Annotated in this window: 10 protein-coding genes; 3 read left to right on the top strand and 7 right to left on the bottom strand. The window is 34.2% G+C overall.

Translation table 11 applies throughout. The features are described from left to right. Nucleotides 1–11: 11 nt before the first annotated feature. Both AW14_RS04855 and AW14_RS04850 read right to left on the bottom strand, forming a co-directional pair. Entirely contained in the window at nt 12–2,207 is a 2,196-nt protein-coding gene (locus AW14_RS04855) for a SulP family inorganic anion transporter (RefSeq protein ID WP_044637796.1), read from the bottom strand. Continuing rightward, nucleotides 2,204–3,052, bottom strand: coding sequence for a universal stress protein (locus AW14_RS04850; RefSeq protein WP_044637795.1), 849 nt, complete (start codon nt 3,050–3,052; stop codon nt 2,204–2,206). Before AW14_RS04850 ends, AW14_RS04855 begins: the two co-directional genes overlap by 4 nt. Before the next feature lie 101 nt (nt 3,053–3,153). Between AW14_RS04850 and AW14_RS04845 the strand changes: the two genes are divergently transcribed. After that, on the top strand, nt 3,154–4,977 hold the full coding sequence (locus AW14_RS04845; protein WP_044637794.1) for a cation:proton antiporter: 1,824 nt from the start codon (nt 3,154–3,156) through the stop codon (nt 4,975–4,977). Nucleotides 4,978–5,040: 63 nt separating this feature from the next. Here the strand turns inward: AW14_RS04845 and AW14_RS04840 are convergent, their stop codons facing one another. From AW14_RS04840 to lepA, 5 genes are all read right to left on the bottom strand, one after another. Beyond that, entirely contained in the window at nt 5,041–7,437 is a 2,397-nt protein-coding gene (locus tag AW14_RS04840; protein WP_044637793.1) for a glycoside hydrolase family 31 protein, read from the bottom strand. Between the two features lie 143 nt (nt 7,438–7,580). Then, nucleotides 7,581–9,488, bottom strand: a complete 1,908-nt coding sequence (gene glgB, locus AW14_RS04835) for a 1,4-alpha-glucan branching protein GlgB (protein WP_044637792.1) — start codon at nt 9,486–9,488, stop codon at nt 7,581–7,583. Between the two features lie 3 nt (nt 9,489–9,491). Next, nucleotides 9,492–10,757: a glucose-1-phosphate adenylyltransferase gene (locus AW14_RS04830; RefSeq protein ID WP_044637791.1), complete on the bottom strand. Its 1,266-nt coding sequence runs from the start codon at nt 10,755–10,757 to the stop codon at nt 9,492–9,494. Nucleotides 10,758–10,759: 2 nt separating this feature from the next. Next, a complete protein-coding gene (locus AW14_RS04825; protein WP_044637790.1) occupies nt 10,760–12,172 on the bottom strand; it encodes a glycogen synthase in 1,413 nt (470 codons plus the stop codon). Nucleotides 12,173–12,320: 148 nt separating this feature from the next. Continuing rightward, nucleotides 12,321–14,117: a translation elongation factor 4 gene (gene lepA, locus AW14_RS04820; protein WP_044637789.1), complete on the bottom strand. Its 1,797-nt coding sequence runs from the start codon at nt 14,115–14,117 to the stop codon at nt 12,321–12,323. Nucleotides 14,118–14,344: 227 nt separating this feature from the next. Here lepA and AW14_RS04815 point away from each other — a divergent pair, with 227 nt between their 5' ends. After that, complete coding sequence (locus tag AW14_RS04815; protein WP_044637788.1) at nt 14,345–16,789, top strand: TonB-dependent receptor plug domain-containing protein; 2,445 nt, start codon at nt 14,345–14,347, stop codon at nt 16,787–16,789. A 20-nt stretch (nt 16,790–16,809) separates the two neighbouring features. After that, on the top strand, nt 16,810–17,805 hold the full coding sequence (dusB, locus tag AW14_RS04810) for a tRNA dihydrouridine synthase DusB (protein ID WP_044637787.1): 996 nt from the start codon (nt 16,810–16,812) through the stop codon (nt 17,803–17,805). Nucleotides 17,806–18,032 lie beyond the last annotated feature (227 nt).

Raw genomic sequence — 18,032 nt, 5'->3', positions numbered from 1 at the left:
TTAAGAATATATTAAGAAATAACCATAAGTAATCGTTTGCCATAATCGAAAAGTGATTTTATTTCTTTTATACTGGCTAAGCGTTCTTTTCCAAAAATTAAAATAGCCTTTCCATTCGATTCAACATGGTAATAGGCATTGCTTTCGAAAAAATTTGTAATATCATCATTAAAAAAACGAATAATTTCTGGGGCATTGTCTCCAATTAAATGAAACCGGTTTGAGAAATCGCTGTGATTTTCAATGGGAATGTCTTTAAAACCTGCCAAAGCCGAAACTTTATCCAGAAAACCTTCTTTGTCTAATGTAAATTGCGGAATATTTTCGTTTAATTCAATACAAAGCATGGTGCTTCGAATAACTTCTTTTGCAATAAATTCGCCTTCAGAAAACTCAATATCAAATAATTTTATAGGGCTTTCATTATGATTTAAAATGTTGTAAATATGATTGATTTGTTTGGTTTTAAAATAATTGAAATCGTATAAAAAGTTAATGTCTTTTTCTTTTTTAGATTGATAAGAAAAAAGGAAATTTTTTGCCAGTTCTTTCATGCTTTTCTGGCGTTTGGTTAGGCTCTTTTTAATAATATTTGGCACAGTTAGTAAGCGTCTGGAAGCAAAAGGGTGTTTAGAGTCTGTATCGTGCATATCTAAACCAATAACTTCAAAATTTCCTCCTCTTTTTTTAAAGGTTTCTTGGTAATTGTTAATGTTTTCCATTACCGTATCATCAACAAATTCGCACATAGAAAAATCTACAATAACATCTTTATTTTCGGGTACAGCATCTAGGCGTTCTTTTAGTTTATAAAAGTTTAAAAAGCTGCAAAAGTGCTTAACGCTTACGTAATAATTGTTTTTTCCGTCGGGTTCCCGAAACATTAAAATATTAGGTTTTAAAACGTTTCTTAAAAACAAACCAACGCTTTTATTTATTATCATATGAATAATTAACGAGGTAACAACGCCCATTAAAATTCCTGTAATTAAACCAATTTTTAAGGTTACAATTAAGGTTACAAAAAAGATAATGAGTTGTTCTTTACCTACAGAAAATATTTTTCTAACTACTTTAGGTGAAGCTAGTTTGTAGCCTGTATACACTAAAATAGCCATTAATGCGGGTAGTGGTATTCTGGTTAATTCGGTGCTAAAAAATAAAATAAAAAGCACCAAAAACAGGGCATGAAAAAAGTTTGAAGATCGATTACTAGCCCCATGATTTACGTTTACCGAGCTTCTGGCAATGACCGTAACTACGTTTAATCCGCCTAAAAAACCACTACCAACGGTTGCTAAACCTAAGGCTTTTAGGTCTCTATTTACATTCGAGCGTCTTTTTTCTGGGTCTAATTTATCTACAGCTTTAATACTTAAAAGCGATTCAATACTAGAGATAAGGGTGAGAGCAAAAACACTGCCCCAAAACGATACATTACTTAATCCGTTAATATTTAGTTTGGGTAAATCGGCAATAATATCGTGTATGTTGGGAATGCCAGACAGCATATACTCGTTGGCTATAGGATGCGATTCGTGTAAAACAAGTTCAAAATAATAACTAATGCCAATAGAAATTAAAACAATCCACATTGGTGCAGGAATTAATTGCAGGTATTTATTTCTAATTTTAGAATAAACAAGCATGATAGTTAAACTTATAACACCGGCTAGAGCTGCATAAATGAGGCCTTTGTTATGGTAGTGTATGGCATCGTTAATAGTAAACGGGATTTCAACAAGATAATCTAAAGTATCGCTTCTATTTATTTTGTGCGCTAGCATAATATGAAATTGCTTTCCAAGAATTATCAATCCTATGGCAGCGAGCATCCCTTGAATTGCCGACGACGGAAAAAAATCGGCTAGGGTTCCCATTCTTAAAAAACCTAAAAGCGTAAGCAATACACCCGAGCAAATAATGGCCAGATAGGCGTTTTCTAACCCCAGCGTACTTATTGCAACCAAAAGCACGCCCACTAAACCATTTCCAGGACCCACTATGGTAATGTGGCTTCCGCCTAATAACGAAACAATAATACCACCAACAATAGCAGCAATAACACCAGCAATAGCAGGGGCGTCGCTGGCCATAGCCAATCCTAAACCCAATGGTAACGCAATAAGACTTACTACAAATCCTGAAAATATATTTTTAGGAAGGGCTTTAAAAAACGCCTTTATGTTGTTTTTCTTCGGACTCATTGCAGGATTAAAACGTCGGTTGGTAATTCTGTTAAAATATGTTCTATATCGTGTGGAAATAGCCGATCCCAAAACGTCATTTTTTTAGGACCGTTCATAATTAACAAATCGGCTCTCGAAATTTGCGCATAATGCCCAATAGAATAGCCTTTTTTTCCAAAAATGGGTTGTAATTTCACCAAGATATTTTCGGTGTATGTCTCAGGAATATGACTTATTATGTCTTTAATTCTGGAATTTTCTCTAAGCTTAATACGTTCTTTCATAATCGAAGCTTTTCGCAACGATTTGTCGTCATCAACCTTAACGTTTACCTGGTCGGTGTTTATTTCTTCAACAATAGTAATTTTATCGGCCTTTAAATGTTTTGCAACATAAAACGAAGTGGTAATAGCCGCCTCTGTTTTTGGGTCTTTTAGGCCGTTAACCACAATATGTTTACAAGGCACTCTTTCTACACTTGGCTTAATAAGTAATAGTACAGAACAGTGCGATTTTCTGGTAATTTTTCTTGCAATCGAGCCCACGTAATATTTTAAAAAGCCTTCACGCTGAAGAGCCCCCAGAATTAATAAATCTATTTTCTTTTCTGAAGTTACCGAAGGAATAACATCTACCGGATTACCTTCTTTAAACACCACATCATATTCTAAATGGTCATTTTCAAAAAACTGAAGCATGGTTTTTAACGTTGCCAATTTTTCTTCGGAAGAAGTACCAATATGAATTAAGTAGAGTTTCGATTTAAAAAACACAGACAGCCGGGCAGCTTCATATAAGTTTGCTTTTAGATTGGGTGAAAAAGCAATACCAATGCCAATACTTTTAAAGGGCTTTATTATCAAAGGGAGATGTTTTTTTTACTTAAAGTTGAAAGATAACATTTTTTAAAAAAAATAAATCATCTGATTTGTTTATTTTAGTCCATTATAAAGCATTTACAGGTATGTTAGAGTTAGCAGGTATTATTATTTTAGGCATATTAGCCCAATGGTTTGCATGGAGATTAAAAATTCCAGCTATTTTACCCTTAATTTTAATTGGTTTAATTGTGGGCCCTATTGCTTCCGAATTTTTCTCTGAAGATGGCTCCAAATGGATAGAACCTGTCTGGAACGGTACCAAGGGTTTATTTCCTGGCGAAGGCTTATTTTACTTTGTGTCTTTAGCTATTAGTATTATTCTTTTTGAAGGCGGATTAACACTTAAACGCTCTGAAATTAAACATGTAGGTCCCGTAATTACAAAGCTTATTACACTGGGATCTGCCATTACATTTTTTGGTGCTGGTTTGCTTGCGCATTTTATTTTTGGTTTAAGCTGGGAAATGTCTTTTCTTTTTTCTGGTTTAATAATTGTAACCGGGCCAACGGTAATTACACCTATTCTTAGAAACATACCTTTAAAAAAAGATATTTCTACAGTTTTAAAATGGGAAGGTATTTTAATTGATCCTATTGGTGCTTTGGTAGCCGTACTCGTTTTTGAATTTATTAGTGTAGAAGGTGATAGCGGTTTTACTAAAACGGCATTGGTAGAATTTTTAAAGATTATTCTTTTTGGTACCACGTTTGGTTTTACGTTTGCTCATGCTTTAGCTTACGCTATTAATAAAAAATTTATTCCGCATTATTTACTAAACGTCGTGTCCTTATCTACGGTACTTTTAGTTTTTGTAGAGTCTGAAATTTTCGCTCACGAATCGGGGTTATTAGCCGTTGTGGTTATGGGAATGGTTCTTGGTAACGGTAAATTAAATAACATTAAAGAGCTGCTTTATTTTAAAGAATCTCTTAGCGTGTTGTTAATATCGATTCTCTTTATTTTATTAGCGGCCAATATTAATATGGAAGATTTGTGGCTGCTTTATAATTGGAAAACAGCTGCACTGTTTGCTGCTATTGTTTTTGTTATTAGACCATTAGCTGTTTTTTTAAGTACCACAGGATCTTATTTAAGTATTAGAGAAAAATTATTTATTAGTTGGGTAGGACCTCGCGGAATTGTAGCTGCCGGTATCGCATCGCTTTTTGGAAGTAAGTTATTAAAGCAAGGTGTTGCCGATGCCCAATATATTACGCCTTTAGTATTTATGATTGTTTTAGGTACGGTACTCTTAAATGCTACTACAGCCCGTTTATTTGCTAAATTAGTAGGTGTATTTTTAAAACGCTCGGAGGGTATTTTAATCGTTGGCGCTTCAAAAGTATCGCGATTAATAGCGAAATATTTAGAAGAAAATGGTAGGCATGTAGTTTTAATTGATAGTAATCAAAAAAATATTCAATTAGCACAAGAGTTGGGTATTGAAGCGATTAATACAGACATTTATTCTGAAACCTTAGAAGATAATGTAGAACTAAACGATGTTGGTTTTTTAATGGCTTTAACGGGAAGTGACGATATTAACCAGTATGCCATTAATAAGTTTAGTAAACAATTTGGTGAAAATGGGTCGTTTAGATTATTAAGTGTCGATGAGATGTTAAAATCGGGTAATGTGCCTAAAGAAGGTTTATTTTCTCAAACCGATGATTACGAATCGTTAATTAAAACAGCTAGAAAATATCCTAAAATTCATGAAATTACCATAAAAAACAGAGCACATTACGAAGAGCTTATCGAAATTACCAATAAAGACGAGCATATTATTCCTTTGTTAGTAAAAGATACGCGTGGTGTTTATGAAATTATTTCTTCACAAAACAAAGAAATTGAAAAGGTTGAAAAAGGCTATTTATTTGTTTATTTAGGGAAGCAAATAAAATAAAAAAAGGCTTAATTGGTATTTAAAATGATACTAATTAAGCCTAAAAAATAGTTGTTGGTTTATTTAACCTATAATTTGAAGGTTAGTAAATTCTTTTGTTACTATTAACGAATTATCTTTAAAGTTTACATCTTCTAAACTAACGTCTTCATTGTCTACTTTTATAGATTTTACCTCAAAAGGAAGTCCGAATAAATTTATTTTAAAGTTAGAATAAGGCGTAATATATTGTCCTCTTTTATGAATTCTAATAATTAATTTATCCTCATTACCTACTAAGTTAAATTTAAGTAAGCTGTAACGCCCTTTGGTGTAATCGTAGCCATCGTTAGCATCTTCATACAACTCAGAATCTTCTTTACCATTCTTATAGTAAACATCTAAGTCTATTTGTTCCATTTGAATTTCTCCAACATACTGTTGTATTGGATATTTAGGAATAATAGCACCCGATTTAATAAAAATTGGCATGATATCTAAATCGGCATCAACCCAAGTTTCTTTTCCGCCTTCAATTAATTCATTGGTCCAGTAATTATACCATTCTCCACGAGGTATGTACATGCGTCTACCCTTAGAGTTTGGTTCGTTTATAGGGCAAATTAATATTTGATTTCCACAAATAAATTCGTCCATTCTGTAATGTGTTTGAACATCTTCCTGGTCGAACAATACTAACGATTTTAACATTGGAATGTTATCCTGTGAGTAATGGTAAAAAGTGGTGTACAAATAAGGTAAAAGCTGATATCTTATTTCAATGAATTTTCTAACAATATTAGTAATTTCTCTGTCGAATGCCCATGGTTCTTGCTCGCCGTGATCTCCAGAGGAGTGCGTTCTGCAAAACGGATGAAATACGCCTAACTGAATCCAACGGGCATAAAGTTCGCCATTGGGTTGCTCTGCAAATCCACCAATATCGGAGCCTGCAAAAGAAAACCCAGACATAGCCAAACGTTGCGCTTGAATGTTAGCAATTTGTAAATGTTCCCATGAAGCGACGTTATCTCCCATCCATGTTGAGGTGTAACGTTGGGTTCCCGAATATGCAGATCGTGTAATTACAAATGGTCGTTTAGGGTAGTTAAAACGTTTAAGCCCATGATACGTGGCTCTAGCCATTTGCATACCGTAAATATTGTGTGCTTTTTGGTGGCTACAAGGATTTCCGTCGTAATCGTGTCTCACATCTGGCGGAAACGATTTACCAGGAACATCCATAACGGCTGGTTCGTTCATGTCGTTCCAAACGCCTTTAACACCAATATCTTCAATTAATTCTTTAAATAATCCAGCCCACCATTCGCGTACTTCGGGTCTGGTAAAATCTGGGAAATAACACTCTCCAGGCCATACTTTACCTTTCATGTAAGGACCATCGGCTCTTTTACAGAAATAATCTTTTTCTAAACCTTCTTTAAAAACATCATATTCCATATCGATTTTAATGCCCGGGTCTATAATAACCACAGTTTTAAAACCATCGTCGGCTAATTCTTTAACCATACGTTTAGGATCTGGAAAATATTCTTTGCTCCAGGTAAAGCATCGGAAACCTTCCATATAATCTATATCTAAGTAGATGGCATCACAAGGTATTTTAAGTTCTCTAAACTTATCGGTAATTTCTTTTACTTTAGATTCCGGATAATAACTCCATTTACATTGGTGGTATCCTAAAGCCCATAATGGTGGTAATTCTGGAGTTCCGGTTAAGTCGGTATAACTTGTTACCACATCCTGCATTTTAGGCCCGTAGAAGAAGTAATAATTCATTTCACCTCCTTGTGCCCAAAAGCTTGTTACATTTCTGCGTTCGTGACAAAAATCGAAATAGGTTCTAAAAGTATTGTCGAAAAATATACCGTAAGATTTTCCATTGTGTAAACCTGTGTAAAAAGGAATGGCTTTATAAATAGGGTCGGTATTTTTACCAAACGCATAAGAATCGGTTGCCCAGTTTTCAAAGCGTTTCCCTTTTAGGTTTATATGTTCTGGTTTATCACCTAAACCATAAAAACTTTCGCCATTTTGAGAAGCTTTACTCATTTTAACGATGTCGCCACCTAACTCGTAACTTTCTTCCCAGTGAAAACCTAATTCATCTTCACAAATTAAACTATTGTCTTTTACATCGTAAATAGATTTTCTTAAATCGGTTTTATAAATGTGACAAATTAATTTTGAAGTTGTAACAATATATTTTTCGGTATCTTCTGAAATTTCTAAATGATTGTATCCTCTACTGGCATTTTCATCAATTGCATAAGAAAAGTCGTTTGTAAATTTTCCAACCGTAGTATATCTAAATCTTAAAACACTGTCTCTTAAAACAGTAAGTCTAAGTTTTACGTTGTTTGCTGTTGAAAAATGTAAAACATCGACATCTTTTTTATAGCTAATTATGTTTGATGGAAATTGATTTCCCTTGTATTCTAGTTCTGTATTTAATATCATAAAATAGGTACTATGATTAAGCTTCCAAATTAATAAAACTTATAAAGTTTAACAGGCATTTTTTACTAAAAATAAGGCGTATTAATTGTGTAAAGCTTAAAATATATAGTTAATAATTAAATATGTAGGATATTAAATATTAACTAATTGTATTTAAAAACGGTAATGGCTAAAGGAGGTAAGGTAATTTCTGCTGAAAAAGTTTTACCGTTCCATGATTTTTTAACTGTAGTTATTTCATTAGAATTTGAAACCCCACTACCACCAAACTCTAAACTATCACTATTAAAAATTTCAATAAGTTTTCCTTTTACAGGAACACCTATTTTATATTTTTCTCTAGTTGTTGGAGTTAAGTTGCACACCACAATTACGTTTTCATCGGGATTATAACCTTTTCTAATGTATGAAATAACACAATTTTCATGATCGTCGTAACTTATCCATTCAAAACCTTCACCTGAGAAGCCTTTTTCGTAAAGGGCCGGTGTTGTTTTGTATAACTTATTTAAGGCTTTATAAAAATTTTGAGTGTCTTTATGAGGTTTAAATTCGAGTAAATTCCAATCTAAACTACCTTGGAAATCCCATTCGTTGTACTGCCCAATTTCACCACCCATAAACAATAATTTGGTACCAGGATGCGTAAACATGTAGCCATATAACAAACGCAGGTTTGCAAAACGTTGCCATTCGTCGCCTGGCATTCTGCCTAAGATGGAGTTTTTGCCATAAACGACTTCATCATGAGAAAGCGGAAGCATAAAGTTTTCAGAGAATGCGTAAGCTAAGCTAAACGTAATGTCGTTTTGATGGTATTTTCTATAAATAGGATCTTTACTAAAATAGTCGAGGGTGTCGTGCATCCAGCCCATCATCCATTTCATTCCAAAACCTAAACCACCTAAAAATACGGGTTTAGATACTCCTGGAAAGGCTGTAGATTCTTCGGCAATGGTTTGTACGTCTGGAAATGAGGCATAAATTTCTTTATTTAATTCTTTAAGAAATTCTATGGCCGCTAGGTTTTCTCTACCACCATAAATATTTGGTTCCCATTGGCCATCTTCTCTGGAATAATCTAAAAACAGCATGGAAGCAACGGCATCGACACGTAAAGCATCGGCGTGATATTGATCCATCCAAAAAATAGCATTACTTATTAAAAACGATTTTACTTCGTTTCTTTCGTAATTAAAAATTAAACTTTTCCAATCTTGATGGTAGCCTTTACGCCTGTCGGGATGTTCGTATAAACACGAACCATCAAAAAAGCCTAGGCCATGAGCATCTTCTGGGAAATGCGATGGTACCCAGTCTAAAATGATACCTATATCGTTTTGGTGTAATTTATCAACTAAATATTTAAATTCTTCGGGATAACCAAACCTTGAAGTAGGAGCGAAGTACCCGGTTAATTGGTAACCCCATGACGGATCGTAAGGGTATTCCATAATAGGCATGAGTTCTACGTGAGTAAAATTCATGTCTTTTACATAATTAACTAAGTCGTCGGCTAATTCGTAATATGATAAAAAACGGTCTTCTTCAATTTGTCGTTTCCAAGAGCCTAAATGCACTTCGTAAACCGAGTATGGCGCATCTAGGGCATTGTGTTTTTTACGTTTTTTAAGCCATTCATCATCTTTCCATTTATAACGATCGTCCCAAATAATTGAGGCTGTTTTTGGAGGATGTTCGCAACGCCTTGCATATGGATCGGCTTTTTCGGTTTTTATACCTTGGTTGTGGCTTTCAATTTTGTATTTATAAATATTCCCTTTTCCTACGAAAGGAATAAAACCTTCCCAAATACCGCTACTATCCCAGCGTACATTGAGTTGGTGTTCACCTTCTGTCCAGAAATTAAAATCTCCAATAACAGAAACTTGTTTTGCGCTTGGCGCCCAAACGGCAAAATAGGTTCCTTCTATCCCGTCTACGGTTGTAATATGAGATCCAAATTTTTCATAAAGCCTATAGTGTTTACCTGCTTTAAAAAGGTTAATATCGAAGTCTGTAAATAGACTATAAACTTTTACTTGTGCCATATGTTAAATTACAAATCCGTTAGGGATTGTTGCTCCATTTTTAATTACTACAATACCATCTTTAATGGCATAGGTTTCGGTTTCGGTGTCTGATAAATGACTACCACCATTAATTCTAACATCGTCTCCAATGCGGCAGTTTTTATCTAGAATGGCGTTTTTAATAAAACAACGCTCACCAATTCCCATTAATATTTTTATTTTTTTATCGTCTATTTCTTTTAAGGTTTCATAGTAATCGCTACCCATCATATAGGTTCTAATAACGGTCGATTCTTTTCCTATTCTAGAACGAATACCAATAACCGATTGCTCAATTTTTGCAGCACTAATTAAACAACCTTCTGCAATTATTGTTTTTTCTAAAATAGTTCCAGCCAGTTTTGTGGTTGGTAACATGCGGGCATGCGTGTATATACGTTTGGTTTTGTCGTATAAATCGAATTTTGGAATATCGTCGGTTAACCCAATGTTAGCCTCAAAAAACGAGTCTATGTTTCCTATATCTGTCCAGTAACCTTCGTATTGGTAACTTAAGGTTTTGTGTTTTTCTATTGACTGCGGAATAATTTCTTTACCAAAATCGTTGGTAGAGTGATCACTCATTAACTCAATTAACAAATCTCTGTTAAAGATGTAAATACCCATAGAAGCCAGGTAGTTTCTGCCTTCGTTTTTCATTTCGTTACTAACTTCTGATGTCCAATCGGGAAGTAAACTCGCATCGGGTTTTTCAATAAAAGCGGTAACAATACTTTCATCATTGGCTTTTAAAATTCCAAAGGAGGTGGCATCTTTTTTATTTACTGGTATGGTAGCAATCGATATTTCTGCACCACTTTTTTCGTGGGCTTCTATCATTTTATCGTAATCCATTTGGTATAATTGGTCGCCAGATAGAATTAAAGCATACTCAAAATCATGTCTTAAAAAGTGATGCATACTTTGGCGAACAGCATCGGCAGTTCCTTGAAACCATCCTTTATTTTCGGGAGTTTGTTCTGCAGCTAATACATCAACAAAAGCACTACTAAAAAAACTAAAATGATAGGTATCCTTTATATGGCGATTTAAAGACGCTGAGTTGAACTGCGTTAAAACAAACATACGTTTTATGTCTGCATTAATACAATTTGAAATAGGGATGTCAACCAATCTGTATTTTCCTGCTATTGGTACGGCAGGTTTAGACCTTTTCTCGGTTAATGGATGTAATCTTGAACCTTGACCACCACCTAAAATGATGGATAAAACCTTGTTATTAATCATTGCTAGTTAGTTTTAATGGAATTATATAAGTTAATGTATTGGTTTGCAGAAACATCCCAAGAGTGGTCTATTTCCATAATTTTACTTCTAATTTGTTTGTATTTTTTTTGATCGCCATAGATGTCGATAGCCCTAAAAATGGCATGGTTAATGGCTTCTACCGAAACATCGTCATGGCAAATACCAAAACCATCTTGTTCTTTAATGTCTGTTACCGTGTCTTTTAAACCACCAATACTTCTAACAATAGGTATAGTGCCGTAGCGTAGTGCATACATTTGATTTAAACCACAAGGTTCTACGCGCGATGGCATTAATAAAAAATCGGCGCCAGAGTAAATAATGTGCGATAGTTTTTCGTCGTAACCAATAAAGGCATTGTAGGTACCAACAAAATCTTTTTTTAATGCTTCTAATTGCGATTGAACAAAAGGAACACCAGAACCTAATAATAATATGGTTAGGTTGTTTTTTTCGAGAGCTATTTTAAATACTTCAGGAAATAAATCGGAACCTTTTTCGTCTACCAATCTGCCTATAAAAGCAAAAAGAGGTTTGTTAAAATCGAGATTAAAGGTATCGCATAAGTATTTTTTATTTGCTTGTGCACCTTCATCTACGGTGGCAACAGAATAATTTTTAACGATATAATGATCTGTTTCTGGGTTCCAAACCTTCCAATCGATACCGTTTAAAATACCCGAACATTTATCGGCTTCATTTTTTAATAAATCTTCCAATCCGTTTGCAGCTTGTTTTAGTTCTTCCATATAACTTGGCGAAACGGTAGTTATCCACCAAGCACATTTAATGGCTGCTGCCAAAGGATTTATGTTTCCTCCCCAATCTAAAAGTCCGACGTGGTCGAAATTAAAAGGCGGAATAAGACCTACTTTATCGTGTGAAAACCAACCTTGATATTGGGCATTATGAATGGTTAATATGTTAGGTGTTTTTCTAAAAACTTCATATTTATAGCTTTCTTGAAGCATAAAAGGAATGAGTCCTGTATGATGATCATGACAGTGAATAATGCTTGGTTTAATATCCCAAGTAAGTAACCAGTCTAGAGCAGCAATTTGAAAAGCCAGAAAACGCTCGGTATCATCCCAGGAATAAACATAGTCTTTAAACAATAATTCAGGAACATCAATAAAAAACACATCAAAGTCTAAAGGTTTTTGATCTAACACTAAAACCTTAAATTGATACGGTGTGTTTCCTAAAAATAGTTCACCCTGGTAAACCGAAGAAAATGAATTTTCTTGAGTAAACTTATTATCGTAAAAAGGCATAATAACTTGAGACCTATTCGATAAAGAGTTTTGATATTTAGGTAGTGCACCAACAACATCGGCAAGTCCTCCAACTTTAGCAACTGGATAACATTCTGCACTTATATGAATAATGTTCATTAATACTTTTTGGTTTGTTTATAAACTTACAAAAAATATAATGTATTATGGAAATCAAATTTATTTTTGAATAAAATATTGCAATATTAGAAATTAACAGAATTATCAATAAAAAATTCTTAAAAAAAGATAAAAAGACTAAGATTCTTTAATCATTTAATTTGAGTACTGCCATGAATGCTTGTTGCGGTATTTCTACATTACCAACTTGTCGCATACGTTTTTTACCTTTTTTCTGTTTTTCTAATAGTTTACGCTTACGAGATATATCGCCACCATAACATTTGGCAGTTACATCTTTACGTAAAGCTTTAATGGTTTCGCGAGAAATAATTTTTGCACCAATAGCAGCCTGAATTGGAATATCGAATTGCTGGCGCGGGATTAATTCTTTTAATTTCTCACACATTTTTTTACCAATATTTTGAGCATTATCGGCGTGAATTAATGCTGAAAGGGCATCTACTGGCTGTGCATTTAATAAAATATCTAATCGCACCAATTTAGAAGTTTTCATTCCAATAGGATGGTAATCGAATGATGCGTAACCTTTTGAAACGGTTTTCAATCGGTCGTAAAAATCGAATACAATTTCTGCCAGAGGCATTTCAAAAGTTAACTCTACACGTTCTGGAGTTAAATACGTTTGTCCAGAAACAATGCCTCGCTTTTCAATACAAAGCGACATCACATTACCCACAAAATCTGATTTTGTAATAATGGTGGCTTTTATATAAGGTTCTTCCACACGATTTACGGTAGAAGGATCTGGTAAATCGGAAGGGTTATTAACTATAAAAGGTGTTTCGGGGTCTTTGTTGGTATAAGCATAATACGACACGTTGGGAACGGTTGTAATAACGGTCATATCGAACTCACGCTCTAAACGTTCTTGAATAATTTCCATGTGAAGCATACCTAAAAACCCACAACGGAAACCAAAACCTAAAGCAGCCGAACTCTCAGGAACAAAAACCAAAGAGGCATCGTTAAGTTGTAGTTTTTCCATCGAGCTACGCAACTCTTCGTAATCTTCGGTGTCTACTGGGTAAATACCGGCAAAAACCATAGGTTTTACGTCTTCAAAGCCTTCAACAATATTTTTAGTTGGGTTGGCAAAATCTGTAATGGTGTCCCCAACTTTTACTTCTTTAGCCGTTTTAATACCAGTTATTAAGTAACCAACATCACCAGTTTTTACACTTTGTTTGGGTACTTGAGTTAGTTTTAAGGTACCAACTTCGTCGGCGTAATATTCGTTATCGGTAGCAACGAATTTAATTTTTTGTCCTTTTTTAATTTCACCATTAAAAACTCTAAAATAGGTTTCAATACCTCTAAAAGAATTATAAACAGAATCGAAAATTAAAGCTTGTAACGGTGCATTAGGATCGCCTTTAGGAGCAGGAATACGCTCTATAATGGCCGCTAAAATATTATCTACACCAAAGCCTGTTTTTCCACTGGCGTGAATAACATCTTCGGGTTTACATCCTAGTAAATCAACAATATCGTCGGTTACTTCTTCTGGGTTTGCACTGGGTAAATCTACTTTATTAAGTACCGGAATAATTTCTAGGTCGTTTTCTAAAGCCAAATACAAATTAGAAATGGTTTGCGCTTGTATGCTTTGTGCAGCATCAACAATTAATAGAGCGCCTTCGCAAGCAGCGATAGAACGGGAAACTTCATAAGAAAAATCGACGTGACCAGGGGTGTCAATTAGATTTAACACATATTTTTCACCTTGGTAAACATAATCCATTTGAATGGCGTGCGATTTTATGGTAATACCACGTTCGCGCTCCAAATCCATATTATCGAGTAACTGGTTTTGCTTTTCACGTTCGGTAACAGACCCCGTATAATCTAATAAACGGTCTGCGAGCGTACTTTTACCGTGATCTATATGTGCAATAATGCAAAAGTTTCTAATATTTTTCATAAAGTAATCTACACCTAGATTTAATTTGCAAATATAGTAGAATTAAGATTGTTTACATCTAATTTATATAATGAGTTGGTTATTTAAGTAATAAATTATTTTTAATGTTGTGACTGTTTGTTTAGATAAATGGTTCTTTTTAAAAAAATTAATCTTAAATAAGTTATTTATATCTTAATTTTAAAGTAAATAGAAGGTTGAATTATTAAAATTAAAAAAACCAAATATTGAACAATTTATTAAAAAATATAAAACGCTTTTTTCCTGTCATTTTTCTATTAATTATATTTAATACAAAGGTTATAGCCCAAGAAAATAAAACAGTTCCAAATATTGAAAAAACGTATTTACATACCGATAGAGACACCTATTTTTTAGGAGAGACGTTGTGGTTTAAGGCCTATAACGTTTATGCGTTTAATAATTTCTTATTTGATAATAGCAAAGTTTTGTATGTAGAACTTATTGCACCCGACTCGAAAATTATAGCTAGAAATAAAATTGAATTAGTTAAAGGGATAGGTAATGGCGATTTTACGTTAGCAGATAGTCTTGGTGTAAAAAAGCCAGGTTTATATCAACTAAGAGCTTACACTAATTGGAATAGAAATTTTGGAGATTCGTTTGTTTTCAAAAAAGAAATAAATATTTTAAACGCCTTCGATTTAAATAATCAAATAAGAGATAACAATCAAAAAAAAGAGAAAGCATCCAATTCAAAGCAATTAAAAGAAACAGAAGCCCAAACCTTTCAGTTCGATTTTTTTCCTGAAGGCGGCTCTTTAATACAAAACGTATCCAGTATTGTTGCCTTTAAAGCTACCGACAGCAACGGACAACCCATACTGGTAAAAGGTAAAATTTTTGACTCTAATGGCGTATTAATTACCTTGTTTTTAAGTCTGCACGACGGTATGGGAAAATTTCAATTTATTCCTAAAAAAGATATGGAATATCATGCTTTAATAACTCAAAACAATGGCTTAGAAATAAAAGTGCCGTTGCCAAAAGCATTAAATACAGGCTATGTGTTGGGTTATAGGCATATTAATGATAAATCTATTTTAATAATTAAAACCAACCAAGAAACCTTAGATAATAATCCAAATCCAATCCTAAGTTTTGTTTGTAAAAGCCGTGGGATATCTTATCTCGAAGGCACCCATCAAATAACCAACATAACGACATCTTTACAAATACCAACCGATAATTTTCCAGAAGGGATTATTCAAATGACACTTCATGATGAAAACAAGATTCCACACAGCGAACGATTGGTTTACAATAACAAAAAACATGATTTTGAAGTCACTTTAAACACCAACAAAAGCACGTATGCTCCCAACGAAAAAGCAATATTAAATTTGAAAGCTAAAACAAAAAGCGGCGATGTTTTACCTGCTAGCTTTTCGGTAAGTGTTACAGATACTAATGGTGCAGATGCACTGGATAAAAACGTTTCAACAATATGTTCTTATTTTTTAATGGAATCTGATATTAAAGGACGAGTTAACAATCCGGGATATTATTTTGATAGTACCAACACCAAACGATTAGAACATTTAGACTTATTGCTTTTAACCCAAGGTTGGCGTGATTTTTTATGGAAAACCATTCCCGAAAGAACTGAAACAAAACCTTATGCGCTTGAAAAAGGTATATCTATTTCGGGTCGCGTAAAACAATTATTTGGTAAAAAGGCTAAAGAAGGTGCCAATGTTACTTTAGCTTTAATGAATGCTAACGGCTTAAAAATAGAAAATACCGAAACAGACACTTTGGGGCAGTTTAGTTTTGTTAATTTATATTTCAAGGGAAAAACAAACATGTTTCTTAATACGGTAAACAAAAAGGGAAAAGCCAAAGGCGAAATAATTTTATATCCCATAGACCAACCACCACTTCCTATTAACTTTAAAACTAATATTACTGTTAAACCTATAGATTCTACTTTTAAAGATATAAAAGAAGCTGTTTTACGAAAATATGTTAATTACGGTGTCGCCTTAGAAAATGTCTTGGATGAGGTAGAAATTATAGCAACAAAAAAAACAAAAACCACAAGTTTGTATGGTATACCCGATTACAGTTATGTTGTAGACGAAAAATCGCCAATAACGAATGATATATTTCAATTTATACAAATGACTATTCCAAGCGTAATTGTTGATGGCACTTCTATAAGGTTTACAAGGTATAATGGTGCTGCTCTTATTATATTAGACGGATTTCCATTAAACGACGCTTCGCAATTATCCTATATACAACCAGATAATGTAGAAAAAATTGATGCCATAAAAGGTCCCTCTGCGGCAATTTATGGATCTGTTGCTGCAAATGGTGTTATTGCCATTTACTCAAAAGACAGTACAGATAATGTTTCAGAGAAAAAGCAATATCATTCCATATCAGAAAAAGTAGATGGCTTTTATGAAGCGAAGATTTTTTATTCACCAGATTTAAATGCCCCAAATTATTTTAAAGATAATAAAGACGCTGTTAGAAATACCATTTATTGGAATCCTTATGCGCACCTAGATAAAACAGGCAACTTTTCGGCAACTTTTTTTAATACAGAATTAGAAACTAAAGTAAAAGTTTCTTTAGAAGGAATAACAACAACTGGTGTTCCAGTGGTAAAACATACGTATTATTCAATTAAAAAAATGTAATTTTGCCCAAAAATTGTAACGTGGTAAAAATAGGTAATATAGAACTTCCAAACTTTCCATTGTTGTTAGCACCCATGGAAGACGTTAGTGATCCGCCATTTCGTGCTTTGTGTAAAGAACAAGGTGCCGATGTGGTTTATACCGAATTTGTATCAAGCGAAGGCTTAATACGTAATGCTGCAAAAAGTGTTATGAAGTTAGATATTTACGAAAAAGAACGTCCTGTTGGGATTCAAATTTTCGGATCTAACCTAGATAGCATGTTACAAACCATCGATATCGTTTCAGAGTCTAAGCCCGATATTATCGATATCAATTTTGGCTGTCCCGTAAAAAAAGTAGTAAGTAAAGGCGCTGGAGCAGGCATTTTAAAAGATGTTTGTTTAATGGAGCAACTTACTGCCGAAATGGTAAAACGCACCAACATACCCATAACCGTAAAAACCCGTTTGGGTTGGGATCACGATTCCATTCGTATTGTTGAGGTTGCAGAGCGCTTGCAAGATGTAGGCTGTAAAGCCATTGCAATACATGGACGTACTAGAGCCCAAATGTATAAAGGAAATGCCGACTGGAAACCCATTGCCCAAGTAAAAAATAACCCACGCATGCACATTCCCGTATTCGGAAATGGCGATGTAGACACCCCAGAACGCGCCATGGAGATGCGCGATCAATACGGCTTAGATGGCTGCATGATAGGCCGTGCTACCATAGGAAATCCGTGGTTTTTTAAACAAGTAAAACACTATTTTAAAACCGGCCAACATCTCGAACCCGTAACCATTCAAGAGCGTGTGGAAGCAGCCCGAAGGCACTTGCAAATGTCTATAGACTGGAAAGGTGAAACCTTGGGTGTTTTCGAAACGCGCCGCCATTACACCAATTATTTTAAAGGCATTCCACATTTTAAAGATTACCGTACCAAAATGGTAACCAGCGATAAAGCCGAAGATGTTTTTGCAGCTTTCGATGAGGTTTTACATAATTTTTCCGATTTTCAATTTACCGAATAAGTTAATTTTAATGGCAAATGGCAAGCCACCGCGCTAGTAGTTTATCCTGAGCGCAGACGAAGGGTTGTAGTTTTGTAAAAATCATAGATTTAAATTTTTACAAAAGCTGCCACTACTATCGCTTTTGCGAGCCATCAGGGAAGGTTAGGTCTAAAACTTTAATAATTAGCTACACTGCCGTGTTAGGTAGCGATAAGGATTAAGACTTAATTGGAGCTCTTTTATTT

Origin of the sequence: Siansivirga zeaxanthinifaciens CC-SAMT-1, assembly GCF_000941055.1 — a bacterium.
Classification (GTDB): domain Bacteria; phylum Bacteroidota; class Bacteroidia; order Flavobacteriales; family Flavobacteriaceae; genus Siansivirga; species Siansivirga zeaxanthinifaciens.
This window is presented reverse-complemented; position numbering and strand designations above follow the sequence as displayed.

Excerpts from the sequence above, each read along its gene's own strand:
- AW14_RS04825 (WP_044637790.1), bottom strand. The coding sequence starts at position 12,172 with ATGAACATTATTCATATAAGTGCAGAATGTTATCCAGTTGCTAAAGTT.
- glgB (WP_044637792.1), bottom strand. The coding sequence starts at position 9,488 with ATGGCACAAGTAAAAGTTTATAGTCTATTTACAGACTTCGATATTAAC.
- AW14_RS04845 (WP_044637794.1), top strand. The coding sequence starts at position 3,154 with ATGTTAGAGTTAGCAGGTATTATTATTTTAGGCATATTAGCCCAATGG.
- AW14_RS04840 (WP_044637793.1), bottom strand. The coding sequence starts at position 7,437 with ATGATATTAAATACAGAACTAGAATACAAGGGAAATCAATTTCCATCA.
- AW14_RS04830 (WP_044637791.1), bottom strand. The coding sequence starts at position 10,757 with ATGATTAATAACAAGGTTTTATCCATCATTTTAGGTGGTGGTCAAGGT.
- lepA (WP_044637789.1), bottom strand. The coding sequence starts at position 14,117 with ATGAAAAATATTAGAAACTTTTGCATTATTGCACATATAGATCACGGT.
- AW14_RS04855 (WP_044637796.1), bottom strand. The coding sequence starts at position 2,207 with ATGAGTCCGAAGAAAAACAACATAAAGGCGTTTTTTAAAGCCCTTCCT.